We start from the raw sequence: 14,064 nt of genomic DNA, 5'->3' as shown, positions 1-14,064 counted from the left end.
CGGGCGCGCCTCCGCTTCGTTCCATCCCCGCCGACGGCCGTCAGAGCGGCCGGTAAGCGACGGCTTCCACTTCGACCTTGATGTCGATCATCAGCCGCGATTCGACCGTGGTGCGGGCCGGCGGGTTCTTCGGGAAATGCCTCGCATAGACGGCGTTGAAGGCGCCGAAGTCGCGCGCGTCCTCCAGCCAGACGGTGGTCTTGACCACATCGTCCATGGTGCAGCCGGCCAGCGCCAGCGCCGCCTTGACATTGGAAAGCACCTGCTCCGTCTGTTCCGATATGCCGCCCCTGACCACGATGCCGTCGCCGCCGACCGGCACCTGGCCCGAGATATAGACGAAGTCGCCGGCCCGCACCGCGGGTGACAGCGGGACATGCGACGTTCCAAAACATTGCTTGGGCAAGAGCGGACCTCCTCTGATGCTATGACGGGACACGATGGGAGCGCCCGCTTCGGCCGAGATTTACCCCGATCGAGGCGATCCCGATAGAGGCCTTGTTGGAAAGCAACATTCCTGGAAATCCATGTTGCTTTATTACAGAAGCGCTTGCATCGTGCGCGCTCGCCGGCCGGGCTTGAAACGGACGGGCGCATTTCCAGAGCGGAGAACCGAGAATGACCTTCGACAAGAACCCGTTTCCATCAGGTGATGCCGACCGCCACGCCCTCTGGGAGATGCTGGTGCGGCGCGACATCGATGCCTTCATCGGTCAGGACTGGTCCATGGTCGAGGACGATTTCATCGCCGAAAGCTTCTTCGGCATGCACGCGCATTTTCTTGCCAACGCCGACGCTTGGCGGCTGCAGTTCCCGCGGCTGGAGATCTATCGCGACGAGTGGCTGCGCCAGGCCAAGGAAACGGCGGCGACCAAATTCGCCGAGCCGCTGCGCGAGGCGCTGTTCCGCGTCACCAATCTGCGCGACATTGATGTCGACGGCGACCGCGCCGTGCTGCACAAGAAATTCGACGGCACCGTCGCCAAGGCGGATGGCGGCGTCGATCGGCTGAAATGGCAGACGCTGTATTTCTGCAGGACGGTCGGCGGCAGCTGGAAGATCGCGGGCTTCGTCGGCTACATGCCCTATCCGCTGGGAGGCTGAGGCGGGCGCCTTCATCCAGATCGTCTGTGGCCCAAGTGCTCTAGCGATCGATCCGCGTCGACAGGATGATCGATGACGACGTCCGTTCGACGCCTTCGAGGGCGCCGATCTGGTCGAGCAGCGTGTCCAGGTCCTTGATCGACGGCGCGTCGGCGATGACGATCATGTCGAAATTGCCGCTCACCGAATGCAGCGTCCTGACCGGCGCCAGGGCGCGCAGGCTGCGCACCACCTTGTCGGCGAGCTTGGGCGTCACGGTGAGCAGCACATGCGCCCGCACCAGTCCCTGTTCATAATCGGGCGCAAGCTTGACGCCGTAGCCGGCGATGATGCCGCGCTGCTCCAGCCGTTCGATGCGGCTCTGCACCGTGGTGCGCGACACGCCGAGCCGGCGCGCCAGAGCGGCGGTCGAGGCGCGGGCGTTCTCGCGCAACAGGGCAAGCAGGGCCTGGTCGGCATCACTGAGCATTTCAACGAACCTGGTCGGCATATCGACAAAAAGGGTACTTCATTTCGTACAATTCCACGCTTGCTTTCGTCCGGCAAGCCGCGATTGTAGCGGGACAAATCAACTGTCGGGCGAGGGAACCGGGTCATGAAGAAAATTGTTGTCGTTGGCGCCGGCAAGATCGGCTCGACCATTGCCGAGATGCTGTTTTCAACCGGGGACTATCACGTCACTCTCGTTGACCGCTCGGCCGCGCAGCTTGCCGCGGCCGAACTGCCTGACGGGGTCGAGACGCTGGAACTCGACATCGCGGCCGCGGGCAGGCTGGAAGCTGCGCTCGCCGGCAAGTTCGCGGTGCTCAGCGCCGCCCCGTTCCATCTGACCACGCGCATCGCCGAAGCCGCCGCAAGCGCCGACGTGCATTATCTCGACCTCACCGAGGACGTCGTCTCGACCCGGCGCGTGAAGGAACTGGCGCGTTCGGCCAACAACGCCTTCATCCCGCAATGCGGGCTGGCGCCGGGCTTCATCTCGATCGTCGCCAACGACCTCGCCAGCCGTTTCGATACGCTGGAGAGCGTGCGCATGCGGGTCGGCGCGCTGCCGCAATATCCTTCGAACGCGCTGAACTACAATCTGACCTGGAGCACCGACGGCGTCATCAACGAATATTGCGAGCCCTGCGAGGCGATCGTCGAGGGCGAGCTGGTCGAGGTGCCGCCGCTGGAGGAGCGTGAGGAATTCTCGCTCGACGGGGTGACCTACGAGGCCTTCAACACCTCCGGCGGGCTCGGCACGCTGGCCGAGACGCTGAAGGGCAAGGTGCGCACGCTCAACTATCGCACCATCCGCTATCCCGGCCACGCCGCCATCATGAAGGCGCTGCTCAACGACCTCGGCCTGCGCCACCGCCGCGAGGTGCTGAAGGACATATTCGAAAGCGCACTGCCAGCGACGCTGCAGGACGTGGTCATCGTCTTCGTCACCGTCTCGGGGCGCAAGAACGGCCGCCTGCTGCAGGAGACCTACGCCAACAAGATCTATTCGAAGCGGGTCGGCCAGACGGTGCGCAGCGCCATCCAGATCACCACGGCATCCGGAATCTGCGCCGTGCTCGACATGCTGGCCGACGGTACCTTGCCGGCGACCGGCTTCGTCAAGCAGGAGGACATCGCGCTCGACGCCTTCCTCGCCAACCGCTTCGGCCGGGCCTACGCCCAGCACGAGATGGTCAGCCGGCTGGCGAGCTGAGGCCCAGCGGACGATCAAGGTCATCGGGACAACGGCCAGCTCCGTCTGGCCTATGGCCGCGCGAGGCTTTTGCCCGCAAAGTGGTTGCCAACACCCCTTTGCGAGGATGCCATGCGAAAGCTGATCTCCACCGGTTCGCCCTTCGAGAAGATCGCCGGCTATTCGCGCGCCGTGGTGCAGGGCGACTGGTGTTTCGTGTCCGGAACGACCGGCTATGACTATGCCTCGATGACGATGCCGGAAACCGTCGAGGCGCAGACGCGCAACTGCCTGGCAACCATCGCCAGTGCCTTGCTGGACGGCGGCTTCGGCATGAAGGATGTGGTGCGCGCGCATTACTACATAACCGACCGGGCCTTCGTCGACGTGGTGTTCCCCATTCTCGGCGAAGCGTTCGGCGAGATCAGGCCGGCGGCAACGATGATCGTGTGCCAGCTCAACAGGCCGGAGATGAAGATCGAAATCGAGGTGACGGCGCTGCGGCGCACAGACTGAGGAGGCCAATGCCATGAAGGTGCGGCGCATCGTAGCCAATATCGAAACAAAGGATGCGGCATCGGCGAGGCGCTTCTACCACGACCTGCTCGGCCTCGATATGCTCATGGATCAAGGCTGGATCGTCACCTACGGGTCCGAGGAAAGGATGCAGGTACAGGTCAGCTTCATGGCGCAAGGCGGGTCGGGCACGCCGGTGCCGGACCTGTCGATCGAGGTCGACGACGTTGATGCCGCACTCGACGCCATGAAGGCAGCCGGCTTCGCCATCGAATACGGACCGGCCGACGAGCCCTGGGGCGTGCGGCGCTTCTATGTGCGCGATCCTTTCGGTCGGCTGGTCAACATTCTCTCGCATCGGTGAATATCTGCAAAGCGCCGAGGCGACTGCAGGCCTGGACATGTTGGCGGACAGCGCCCCCCTCTGGCCTGCCGGCCATCTCCCCCTCAAGGGGGGAGATTACGCACTTAGCCGCCTTCGCCAATTGTTCCTCCTTGCGTCGCAACCACTTGGCGGTTAGCAAGGCCGCGGTCGCACAGCGCCGCGCGCCTCATTGGCGCGCGAAGGATGCTGTGCAAAATCGAAACGCATTCTTTCTGGGACGGCTCTCCATGGCTTCGAAACATCTCTTCCTGCTTCCCGGCGACGGCATCGGCCCCGAGGCCATGGCCGAGGTCAAGAAGCTGATAGCGGCCATGAACGAGAAGCTCGGCAGCGGCTTCGCCACCGACGAGGGGCTGGTCGGCGGCTGCGCCTACGATGCACATGGTGCCGCGATTTCCGATGCCGACATGGAAAAGGCTGTTGCCGCCGACGCCGTGCTGTTCGGCGCCGTCGGCGGTCCGAAATGGGATGCCGTGCCTTACGAGGTTCGCCCCGAGGCCGGCCTGCTGCGCCTGCGCAAGGACATGGAGCTGTTTGCCAATCTCAGGCCCGCGATCTGCTATCCGGCGCTGGCGGCGTCCTCCTCGCTGAAGCAAGAGGTGGTCGAAGGCCTCGACATATTGATCGTGCGCGAACTGACCGGCGGCGTCTATTTCGGCGAGCCCAAGCAGATCATCGATCTCGGCAACGGCCAGAAGCGCGGCATCGACACCCAGGTCTACGACACATTCGAGATCGAGCGCATTTCGGGCGTCGCCTTCGAATTGGCACGCACGCGCAAGAACCATGTCACCTCGATGGAAAAGCGCAACGTCATGAAGTCCGGCGTGTTGTGGAACGAGGTCGTCACCCAGACCCACAAGGCCCGATATTCCGACGTCAAGCTCGACCACATGCTGGCCGATGCCGGCGGCATGCAACTGGTGCGCTGGCCCAAGCAGTTCGACGTCATCGTCACCGATAACCTGTTCGGCGACATGCTGTCCGATATCGCCGCCATGCTGACCGGCTCGATCGGCATGCTGCCTTCCGCCTCGCTCGGCGCGCCTGATGCCAAGACCAAGAAGCGCAAGGCGCTTTACGAGCCGGTGCACGGTTCGGCGCCCGATATCGCCGGCAAGGGCATCGCCAACCCGATCGCCATGATCGCTTCCTTCGCCATGTGCCTGCGCTATTCCTTCGCCATGGTCGATGAAGCCGACAAGCTCGAAGCGGCAATCGCTGCCGTGCTGGACGACGGGCTGCGCACCAAGGACATCCTCTCGGCTGGCATGACCGAGGTCGGCACGGTCGAGATGGGCGACGCGATCATCGCCAAGTTCCTGGGCTGAGCCCATGACGGTCGACGTCCGCTGGGCGACGACCGGCGACGCGACGGCGCTCGCCACAATGCTGTGCGACATGGCGGTGCACTACCGGCAGCCGCCGCTCTACCACGAGCGCGCCTTGTCGGCGGCACGCAAATGGCTGGATGAGGAAAGCCCGGCCTATCCGCATTTCGCGCTGGCCTTCATCGGGGCCGAGATCAGCGGCCTGGCGTCGGTAGCGATCGCGCATCCCGGCATCGACCTCGAGCGGCTATTGTTCCTCAAGGATCTGTTCGTGCACGACAAGGCTCGCAACGCCGGCGTCGGCCGGGCGCTGGTCGGCTTTCTCGCCGACCATTGCCGGCGCAACGGCATCGGCCGCATCGACCTGACCACCGAGGACTGGAACGAAGGCGCGCTGCGCTTCTACGACCGGCTTGGCGCCGAACGCCACGGCCAGAAGATCTTTCTCAGGCTTTCGGGCGAGGCGCTGGGGGCGGTCAGACCCTGACGCCCGCCGGCACCGGTCCCCAAGGATTTTCGCCCAGCTGAGGCGGCATAAGCCCGAAGACTAGCACGGCGATGCCGCCAATGAGCGGGATGAAGCAAAGCAGGGCAAACCAGCCGCTCAGGCCGGCGTCATGCGCACGCCGTACGAGGAGCGCAATGCAAGGCAGGATCAATCCCGAAAAGAACACCAGTAGGGGTATGAACCCTATGAACCCCATCGGCGTCCTGTCCGCGTTGGTTTCGAAGCCGTTGATCGCCAGTTCAACAAGTATCCCGAAGCCGAAAAGCGCGAGCACCCCGAGGGTGTAGAATAGCCAGAAGGCCCAGAATTCCTTGCGGCGGGAGCGTCCGGTGAAATTGCCATAATCCGCGATCACCGCGCGCCAGAAATAAGCCCACAGCCCTGTGGAGTAGGCGGGCCGGCTTCGGGCAGAACGGCTGGTCTGCCGTGGCTGACCGGTGGTTGACGACGATGCGGCCGAGGCCGTGGCGACAATGTTGTGCGCCGTGCCGTCGCCCGGCTGGAACTCGACAAGGGTACCCCTGCCGAGGGGCAGTTCCAGGCTGAAATCGATACGGGAAAAGATGTAGCGTTTGCCGTCGGTTCCGTTGATGTAGCCGTAGTCCTGGCCTTCGTCATAGTGGAACACCGTCCCGCGCATGCTCTGCCCCATTTCACATTGCGTCGCGAGACGCTACTTAAAGTTGCATGTAATTGCAATACGCACGCAGGGCTACGTTCTGGCGCCCGCCGGCACCGGTCCCCACTGGTTCTCCCGGGCCTGGGTCGGGATGAGCGCGAAGACCAGGATGATCAGGCTGCCGATGGTGGGGATCAGGATCACCAGGAAAAGCCAGCCGGTCAGGCCGATATCGTGCAGACGACGCACGGTCATGCCGAGGCCAGGCAGAAAGGTCGCAAGTAGGAAAAGGCCGAACAGGCCAATCGTTACCGCCGGCATTTCAGCGTCGTCGAGATTGCCCATCGCGGCATCGGCGAAAATGCCGATGCCGGTCACTGCCAGCAGCGCGACGAACCAGAACAGGCAATAGGCCCAGTATTCCTTGCGGCGGGCGCGGCCGGTGAAGTTGAAATAATTCTCGGTGATGCCGCGCCAGAAATGACCCCACAGGCCGGGCTCGGCCTGCCCGGTGCTGGCGGCGCGGCCAAAATGCCGCGGCTGTGCGATTTGAGCAGCGGAAGAGACGGACGCACCGGTTCGCGCATGGGCGCCGGCGGCCACGCCGGTTGGAGGCGCGGATTGGGCGCTGGCCGGGAAGATGTCGCGCGCCTGGCCGCCGCCGGGCTGGAATTCAACGGCCGTGCCTCGGGCAATTGCGATTTCGCGGCGCAGATCCTCACGCGCGAAAGTATAGCGCTCACCATCCGCCCCGGTGATGAAGCCGAAGCCCTGGGTCTCGTCATAGTGAAGAACTTCGCCGCGCATGCCCCGATCCCCCGAACGCCCGACCAGACTGTTCAAAATTCCGGCGGATCGCAAGGGGCAGCATGAAAATGCGACGGCTGGCGCGGCAGCCATCGTGACGACATGGCCGGGAGATCTCAGCTCGGCCGCTTCTTCGCCTTCTTGGGTTTCGGCGGTCCGGCGTTGTCGAATTTCGGCTTGCCCGGCTTTTTCGCCCAGGGCTTCGCGTCAGATGCGGCGGGGCGCTGGTCGCCAGCCGGCGCGCGCTTCTCGAATTTGCGCTTCGGCGCGTTCGGGTCGAACGGCGCCTTGCCGCGATGCGGTTTCTTGTCCGGACCTGGCGGCTGGTAGCCGGCGCGCGACAGGTCCGGCATGCCGTCCAGCCGTTTCACCACGATGTTACCCTGCAATTTGCGGTCGGGACCAACGGCGGCGAGGAAACGGTCGGCCCAGTCGGCGGCGATCTGCACGAAGGTCTCTTCCGGCTGCATCTTGATGGCGCCGATCTCGCGCTTGGTGATGCTGCCGGTGCGGCACAGCATCGGAATCAGCCAGCGTGGCTCGGCATTCTGCCGGCGCCCGACCGACAGCGAAAACCAGACGCTGGCGCCGAAATCGTCGCGGCGGCTGGGCGCCTCGTCGCGGCGCGCGAAGTTTTCGCCCGCCGGTCTTTCACGCGACGGCGTGAACGGCGCGACGTCCATCAGATCCTCTGGCGCCGAGCGGCTCGAGCGGCACAGCCGCACGAAGGCGGCCGTCACCTGCTCGGCGCCGTGCTTGGCGAGAAGCGCGTCGATGAAGCCGCGTTCGTCGTCCTTCACCGGTTCATCGAAGGTGGGATCGGCAAGGATGCGCTCGTCATCGCGGCGGATCACGTCGTCGGCGGATGGCGGACTTGCCCATGTCGCGGTCAGCTTTGCGCTCGCCAGCAGGCGTTCGGTTCGCCTGCGGGCGCTGTTGGGCACGATCAGCGCGCTGACGCCCTTGCGACCCGCGCGTCCGGTGCGGCCGCTTCGGTGCAGCAGCGTTTCCGGGTTGGTCGGCAGGTCGGCATGGATGACCAGCTCCAGATTGGGCAGGTCGATGCCGCGCGCCGCGACGTCGGTGGCGATGCAGACCTTGGCGCGGCCATCGCGCATCGCCTGCAGCGCGTGGCTGCGTTCGTTCTGGCTGAGCTCGCCCGAGAGCGCGACGACTGAAAAATTGCGGTTGTTGAAGCGTGCGGTGAGATGGTTGACGGCGGCACGGGTGTTGCAGAACACCAGCGCGTTTTTCGCCTCGTAGAAACGCAGCACATTGATGATGGCGTTCTCGCGATCGGCCTGGGCGACGCTGAGCGCCCGGTATTCGATGTCGAGATGCTGCTTCTCCTCGCCGGCGGCCGAGATGCGCACGGCGTCACGTTGATAGCCCTGGGCGAGGGTTGCGATGGAGCGCGGCACGGTGGCCGAAAACATCAGCGTGCGGCGCTCGGCGGGGGCGGCGTCGAGGATGAATTCCAGGTCCTCGCGAAAACCGAGATCGAGCATCTCGTCGGCTTCGTCCAGCACCACCGCCTTCAGCGCCGACATGTCGAGCGAGTTCCGCGTGATGTGGTCGCGCAGCCGACCGGGGGTGCCGACGACGATATGGGCGCCGCGCTCCAGCGCGCGCCGTTCGGTGCGCATGTCCATGCCGCCGACGCAGGAGGCGACCGTGGCGCCGGTCAGCTCGTAGAGCCATTCCAGTTCGCGCGTCACCTGCAGCGCCAGCTCGCGCGTCGGCGCCACCGCCAGCGCCAGCGGGGCCGCGGCATGGGCAAAGCGGTCGGCGCCGCCGAGGAGCGTCGGCGCCATGGCAAGGCCGAAGGCCACCGTCTTGCCGGAGCCGGTCTGCGCCGACACCAGCGCGTCGGCCTGGCCAAGTTCCAGGACCGCCTTCTGCACCGGCGTCAGTTCGGCATAGCCGCGTTTTTCCAGCGCCTTTGCCAGCGCAGGAACAAGTGCTTCGAAGTTGGACATCTCACTCTTTCGGAATTCAGGGCTTGCGCTCATCATGGAGCACATACAGGGCTGGCGCAGCGCCAGCCAGACGATCTCGCCCGTTCGTACTTGCTGGCGCCGCTCTTGTACAGGGCAGGCGGCACCGCCTTCCCTTCTCCCGCAAGGAGGGAAGGAAGAAACACCACTGATTGACTCCTGCCGCAAACCGCGTAAAAGCCCGCTTCGAACGGGATCGTTTTTCGATGCGCGGCCTTTTGATGGCTCTTCTTGCATTCGATGCCCCCAGCCGCAATGAGCATCATTGCGCCGGGCGTTTCGGCGCGTCCCCCCGTTCCAGCAAAGTAACGGCCAAAACCACCACCAAAACGGTGTGATTCCCTTGGCCTGACCACCCTCTCCCGGGTTCGGCCCGGGGGACGGAACCCGCACCTGGCCGGCGGGTTTTCTCCAACAACCAAGCGGAGAGGGATAGGAGATCTTTATGAGTTTCAAGGTTGCGGTAGTTGGCGCCACGGGCAATGTGGGCCGCGAAATGCTCAACATACTGGAAGAGCGCGGTTTTCCGGTCAGCGAAGTGGTGGCGCTTGCCTCGCGCCGCAGCCAGGGCACGGAAGTGTCGTTCGGCGACCGCACGCTGAAGGTCCGCGCACTCGACACCTACGACTTTTCCGACACCGACATCTGCATCATGTCGGCCGGCGGCAATGTCTCGAAGGAATGGTCACCCAAGATCGGCAAGCAGGGCTGCGTCGTCATCGACAATTCCTCGGCCTTCCGCTACGACGCCGACGTGCCGCTGATCGTCCCGGAAGTGAACCCGGATGCGATCTCGCTGTTCACCCGCAAGAACATCATCGCCAACCCGAACTGCTCGACGGCGCAGCTCGTCGTGGCGCTGAAGCCGCTGCATGACGCGGCCACCATCAAGCGCATCGTCGTGGCCACCTACCAGTCGGTGTCGGGCGCCGGCAAGGAAGGCATGGACGAGCTGTTCACGCAGACCCGCGCCGTGTTCGTCGCCGACCAGGTCGACGTCAAGAAGTTCACCAAGCGCATCGCCTTCAACGTGATCCCGCATATCGACGTTTTCCTCGATGACGGCTTCACCAAGGAAGAGTGGAAGATGGTCGCCGAGACCAAGAAGATGCTCGATCCCAAGATCAAGCTGACGGCGACCTGCGTGCGCGTGCCGGTGTTCATCGGCCATTCGGAAGCGGTCAACATCGAGTTCGAGAACCCGATCACCGCCGACGAGGCGCGCGACATCCTGCGCGAGGCGCCGGGCTGCCAGGTCTTGGACAAGCGCGAGGACGGCGGCTACATCACGCCGCTGGAATCGGCCGGCGAGGACGCCACCTTCATCTCGCGCATCCGCGAGGATTCGACCATCGACAACGGCCTGTCGATGTGGATCGTTTCCGACAATCTGCGCAAGGGCGCCGCCCTCAACGCAGTGCAGATCGCCGAACTGCTGGTCGAGCGCGGCCTGATCCAGCCGAAGAAGAAGGCAGCCTGACGGCTGTTTGGCTTTCGCTCGCGGGCCGCACCGCCGCTGCCGCGGCTGGCCCTCCGCGAGGGCGCCGGACGACCGGCGGCCCGCAGTCGCGGGCTCGGCCTTCGGCCGTTAGCTCACCTTCCCCCCGTCCTTATATGGGGAGAAGGTGCCGGCAGGCGGATGAGGGGGGCGCCGGCCTATGTCCGATTTTCCGCCGCCAGTTCCCGCAGCAACCTCATCGCTTCCTCGGCCCGGTCGACCGGCACGAACAGATGGTCATGATAGAAGGCGGAGACGGGATTGACGCCCATGCCGGCGGCGGCGAGGCGTGCGGTGATGGCGGCGAGGAAGCCGACGGCTTCCAGCGACGAATGGATGTTCAGCGTTATCATGCGGCAGCGGAAAACGGCTTCCAGCCCGGCTGCCTGCGCCTCGTCTTCGGGCAGGATCAATGTCGTGCCTTCGCATTCGCGAAACAGCATGACCGCTTCGAGTCCTTCCGGAACCGATACACCCGCCGGCAGCGTGGCGAAGACATGGATGCCGGCAATCAATTGCGGCATCATCGACGCCAGCAATGTCTTCAGATCTGTCTCTCCGGCCATCTCGCCTGCTCTTGTCTGACGGGCCACGCCCGCCAGCTTTTCATATACGCGACCGAAGCGGGCCGATAGCCACGCCGGCGCGCTGCACGGACAACCCGGCGAGAGAACTGCGCTGCGGCGTGAGAGCATCAACGATTTCATATGCTTGCCGGAGATCGGCATGGCCTTGGCAGGCGCGGCGAAGCGCCGGCCTTCAATGTCTAGGGATCAAATCGGCCGCCTGGGAGTTAGGAACATGGCGGCGAGGACGGCGATCCCCGTGAGAGAGGAACGACAATGAAGAAAATCATGACCATTCTGGTGCTGACGGCAGCGCTTGGCGCCTGTTCGCAGACGGAAAAAGGCGCGGCCGTCGGCGGCCTGGGCGGAGCAGCGGTCGGCGCGGCGGTGGCGGGCGATCCCGTCCAGGGCGCCGTGGTCGGCGGCGCGGTCGGTGCCGTGGCCGGCGCGCTGATCGGGCGGGCCAGCGAACCGGGCCGCTGCCGTTATCGCGACAGCCGCGGCCATGTCTATGTCGATCGTTGCCCGAGCGGCTATTGAGCGGCAGCATCCGCCCAATGAATTCGAAAATAGAAAACGGCGGGCTAAGGGCCCGCCGTTTCGAAAAAGCCGATCGGTGATCGATTACTCGGCCGTGGCGGGCTCCGCGTCGGCCGGCGCGGCCGCAGCCGCCGCGACGGCGGCAGCGGCGTCGTCCTGCGCCTTCTTTAGAAGCGCGGCGCGCTCCTGCGCCTTCTTGCCGGGCTCGGCCTTCTTCGGATTGGAACGGGCGTCGCGCTTGGCGAGGCCGGCCTCATCGAGGAAGCGCAGCACGCGGTCGGTCGGCTGGGCGCCGTGCGACAGCCAGTGCTTGACGCGCTCTGCGTCAACCTTGACGCGCTCGCCGTCCTTCGGCAGCAGCGGGTTCCACGAGCCGAGCGACTCGATGAAACGGCCGTCGCGCGGCGAGCGCGCGTCGGCGACGACGACGTGGTAGTAGGGACGCTTCTTCGAGCCAGCGCGGGCCAGTCTGATCTTCAGTGCCATTTCTTATCTCCTAAAAGCTCTGATTTCGTTGGTAGGGTTGCGGCTAAATCCTTGTCTTCAGCCGGTTTTCGTCACGCCGTTGGCAGCGGCGATCTGTTCGTGGTGGCGGATCACTTCGCGGACGACGAAATTGAGGAATTTCTCCGCGAAATCCGGGTCGAGATGCGCATCGTCCGCCAGCTGGCGAAGACGGGCGATCTGCTGCTGTTCGCGCGCCGGGTCAGCCGGCGGCAAGCCATGCTCGGCCTTGAGCAGGCCGACCGCCTTGGTGCAGCGGAAGCGCTCGGCCAGCATGTGGATGAGGGCGGCATCAATGTTGTCGATCGAAGCACGGTAGCCGGCCAGGATGGTGCGGGCGTCCGCCATGTCCTTTTCCTCGTTCATCGCGTCCTCACTTCTTCTTGCCGAGGCCAGGCAGACCACCGCCGCCGAGACCGGGAAGTCCGGGAAGCTTCATGCCGCCGGGCAAGCCGGGCAGGCCACCGCCGCCGGGAAGGCCGCTGGGCAGGCCCTTCATGCCGGCGGCCTGCGCCTGCTTCTGCAAGGCTTCGAGCTGCTTGGGATCCATCTTGGAGAGGTCAGGCATGCCGCCCATGCCACCGGGCATCATGCCGCCGAGGCCCATCTTGGAGGCGAGCCCGCCCATCATGCCGCGCATCAGGCCGCCGCCTTTGCCCTTGCCGCCCATCGCCTTCATCATGTCGGCCATGCCGCGATGCATCTTCAAGAGCTTGTTGATCTCGGCCGCGTCGGTGCCGGAGCCGGCGGCGATGCGCTTCTTGCGCGAGTGCTTGAGAATGTCGGGGTTGGCGCGCTCGGCCTTGGTCATCGAAGAGATGATGGCGAGCTGGCGGCCGAACATCTTGTCGTCGAGACCGGCGGCGGCCATCTGGTCCTTCATCTTGCCCATGCCGGGCATCATGCCCATGATGCCGCCCATGCCGCCCATTTTCGACATCTGCTGAAGCTGCTGGGCGAGGTCGTTCAGGTCGAACTTGCCCGACTGCATCTTTTTGGCCATCGCCGCCGCCTGCTCGGCGTCGATGTTCTCGGCGGCTTTTTCGACAAGCGAAACGATGTCGCCCATGCCGAGAATGCGGTCGGCGATGCGCTTGGGATGAAATTCCTCCAGCCCGTCCATCTTCTCGCCGGTGCCGATCAGCTTGATCGGCTTGCCGGTGACGGCGCGCATCGAGAGCGCGGCGCCGCCACGGCCGTCGCCGTCCATGCGGGTCAGTACCAGCCCGGTGATGCCGACGCGCTCGTCGAAGCTCTTGGCGAGGTTGACGGCGTCCTGGCCGGTCAAGGAGTCGGCGACCAGCAGGATCTCGTGCGGGCCCGACACCTTCTTGATGTCGGCCATCTCGACCATCAGCGGCTCGTCGATATGGGTGCGGCCGGCAGTGTCGAGGATGACCACATCGTGACCGCCGAGCCTGGCCGCCTGCACGGCGCGCTTGGCGATATCGACCGGGTTCTGGCCGGCGACGACAGGCAGCGTCGCCACCTTGACCTGCTCGCCGAGCTGGCGCAACTGCTCCTGCGCGGCGGGGCGCCGCGTGTCGAGCGAGGCCATCAGGACCTTCTTGTTCTGACGCTCGGTGAGCCGCTTGGCGATCTTGGCCGAGGTCGTCGTCTTGCCGGAACCCTGCAGGCCGACCATCATGACGACGACAGGCGCCGGTGCGTTGAGGTCGACGGCGACGCCTTCGGCGCCGAGCATGTCGACCAGCTCGTCATGCACGATCTTGACGACCATCTGGCCGGGCTTGATCGACTTCAGCACCGCCGCGCCGACCGCCTTCTCGCGCACCTTGTCGGTGAAGGAGCGCACCACTTCCAGCGCCACGTCGGCCTCGAGCAGCGCACGGCGCACCTCGCGGAGCGCCGCCGAGACATCCGCCTCCGACAGCGCGCCGCGGCCGGTCAGGCCGTTCAGGATGGAGCCAAGGCGCTCCTGAAGTGATTCAAACATTCTGTTTCCTTTTCCCTGGCAACCGGATGGTGCCCGAGAGGTAATGCGTTCGCG

At 64.9% G+C, this 14,064-nt stretch carries 17 protein-coding genes; 8 read left to right on the top strand and 9 right to left on the bottom strand.

All coding sequences use genetic code 11. From position 1 onward, the window contains the following. Positions 1-40: 40 nt before the first annotated feature. Entirely contained in the window at positions 41-406 is a 366-nt protein-coding gene (locus tag FJ959_RS02755) for a RidA family protein (RefSeq protein WP_140554770.1), read from the bottom strand. A gap of 212 nt (positions 407-618) precedes the next feature. Between FJ959_RS02755 and FJ959_RS02750 the strand changes: the two genes are divergently transcribed. Then, positions 619-1,104, top strand: a complete 486-nt coding sequence (locus FJ959_RS02750; protein ID WP_140554771.1) for a hypothetical protein — start codon at positions 619-621, stop codon at positions 1,102-1,104. 40 nt (positions 1,105-1,144) lie between these two features. Here the strand turns inward: FJ959_RS02750 and FJ959_RS02745 are convergent, their stop codons facing one another. Further along, positions 1,145-1,573 carry an Lrp/AsnC family transcriptional regulator gene (locus tag FJ959_RS02745; RefSeq protein WP_140492118.1) on the bottom strand — a complete coding sequence of 143 codons (429 nt, stop codon included), beginning with the start codon at positions 1,571-1,573 and terminating at the stop codon, positions 1,145-1,147. A 126-nt stretch (positions 1,574-1,699) separates the two neighbouring features. Here FJ959_RS02745 and FJ959_RS02740 point away from each other — a divergent pair, with 126 nt between their 5' ends. The 5 genes from FJ959_RS02740 to FJ959_RS02720 all read left to right on the top strand — a co-directional run bounded on the left by FJ959_RS02740 (position 1,700) and on the right by FJ959_RS02720 (position 5,501). Further along, the gene (locus FJ959_RS02740; protein WP_140628292.1) at positions 1,700-2,803 is read left to right on the top strand and encodes a saccharopine dehydrogenase family protein; all 1,104 of its coding nucleotides are present in this window, start codon (positions 1,700-1,702) and stop codon (positions 2,801-2,803) included. Between the two features lie 111 nt (positions 2,804-2,914). Continuing rightward, the gene (locus FJ959_RS02735) at positions 2,915-3,298 is read left to right on the top strand and encodes a RidA family protein (RefSeq protein ID WP_140628289.1); all 384 of its coding nucleotides are present in this window, start codon (positions 2,915-2,917) and stop codon (positions 3,296-3,298) included. 13 nt (positions 3,299-3,311) lie between these two features. After that, the gene (locus tag FJ959_RS02730) at positions 3,312-3,662 is read left to right on the top strand and encodes a VOC family protein (protein WP_140625362.1); all 351 of its coding nucleotides are present in this window, start codon (positions 3,312-3,314) and stop codon (positions 3,660-3,662) included. 248 nt (positions 3,663-3,910) lie between these two features. Next, positions 3,911-5,014: a 3-isopropylmalate dehydrogenase gene (gene leuB / locus FJ959_RS02725; protein WP_140492129.1), complete on the top strand. Its 1,104-nt coding sequence runs from the start codon at positions 3,911-3,913 to the stop codon at positions 5,012-5,014. Between the two features lie 4 nt (positions 5,015-5,018). After that, positions 5,019-5,501 (top strand): GNAT family N-acetyltransferase, encoded by a 483-nt coding sequence (locus FJ959_RS02720; RefSeq protein ID WP_140628287.1) that lies wholly within the window; start codon positions 5,019-5,021, stop codon positions 5,499-5,501. Here FJ959_RS02720 and FJ959_RS02715 read toward each other — a convergent pair. The 3 genes from FJ959_RS02715 to FJ959_RS02705 form a co-directional block, all read right to left on the bottom strand. After that, positions 5,491-6,162, bottom strand: coding sequence for a DUF805 domain-containing protein (locus FJ959_RS02715; protein WP_140492135.1), 672 nt, complete (start codon positions 6,160-6,162; stop codon positions 5,491-5,493). The two genes, FJ959_RS02720 and FJ959_RS02715, sit on opposite strands and share 11 nt — an antisense overlap. 72 nt (positions 6,163-6,234) lie before the next feature. Continuing rightward, on the bottom strand, positions 6,235-6,948 hold the full coding sequence (locus tag FJ959_RS02710; protein WP_140628285.1) for a DUF805 domain-containing protein: 714 nt from the start codon (positions 6,946-6,948) through the stop codon (positions 6,235-6,237). 116 nt (positions 6,949-7,064) lie between these two features. Then, positions 7,065-8,927: a DEAD/DEAH box helicase gene (locus FJ959_RS02705; protein WP_140514040.1), complete on the bottom strand. Its 1,863-nt coding sequence runs from the start codon at positions 8,925-8,927 to the stop codon at positions 7,065-7,067. Between the two features lie 463 nt (positions 8,928-9,390). Between FJ959_RS02705 and FJ959_RS02695 the strand changes: the two genes are divergently transcribed. Next, positions 9,391-10,425 (top strand): aspartate-semialdehyde dehydrogenase, encoded by a 1,035-nt coding sequence (locus FJ959_RS02695; RefSeq protein WP_140492147.1) that lies wholly within the window; start codon positions 9,391-9,393, stop codon positions 10,423-10,425. A 176-nt stretch (positions 10,426-10,601) separates the two neighbouring features. Here FJ959_RS02695 and FJ959_RS02690 read toward each other — a convergent pair whose 3' ends face one another. Continuing rightward, entirely contained in the window at positions 10,602-11,009 is a 408-nt protein-coding gene (locus FJ959_RS02690) for an ACT domain-containing protein (RefSeq protein ID WP_140524566.1), read from the bottom strand. A gap of 276 nt (positions 11,010-11,285) precedes the next feature. Here FJ959_RS02690 and FJ959_RS02685 point away from each other — a divergent pair, with 276 nt between their 5' ends. Further along, positions 11,286-11,549, top strand: coding sequence for a glycine zipper domain-containing protein (locus FJ959_RS02685; protein WP_140492153.1), 264 nt, complete (start codon positions 11,286-11,288; stop codon positions 11,547-11,549). An 84-nt stretch (positions 11,550-11,633) separates the two neighbouring features. On the opposite strand, the gene rpsP is transcribed toward FJ959_RS02685, so the two are convergent. Genes rpsP through ffh form a run of 3 tightly spaced genes read right to left on the bottom strand, consistent with a single transcriptional unit; the run spans position 11,634 to position 14,010 of the window. Then, on the bottom strand, positions 11,634-12,035 hold the full coding sequence (rpsP, locus tag FJ959_RS02680; RefSeq protein ID WP_140628282.1) for a 30S ribosomal protein S16: 402 nt from the start codon (positions 12,033-12,035) through the stop codon (positions 11,634-11,636). Between the two features lie 57 nt (positions 12,036-12,092). After that, positions 12,093-12,419, bottom strand: a complete 327-nt coding sequence (locus FJ959_RS02675; RefSeq protein WP_140492160.1) for a chorismate mutase — start codon at positions 12,417-12,419, stop codon at positions 12,093-12,095. A gap of 7 nt (positions 12,420-12,426) precedes the next feature. Next, a complete protein-coding gene (ffh, locus tag FJ959_RS02670; RefSeq protein WP_140492163.1) occupies positions 12,427-14,010 on the bottom strand; it encodes a signal recognition particle protein in 1,584 nt (527 codons plus the stop codon). Positions 14,011-14,064: the final 54 nt, after the last annotated feature.

It is taken from the genome of Mesorhizobium sp. B2-2-4, assembly GCF_006442375.1.
In the GTDB taxonomy this organism is placed as follows: Bacteria; Pseudomonadota; Alphaproteobacteria; order Rhizobiales; family Rhizobiaceae; genus Mesorhizobium.
This window is presented reverse-complemented; position numbering and strand designations above follow the sequence as displayed.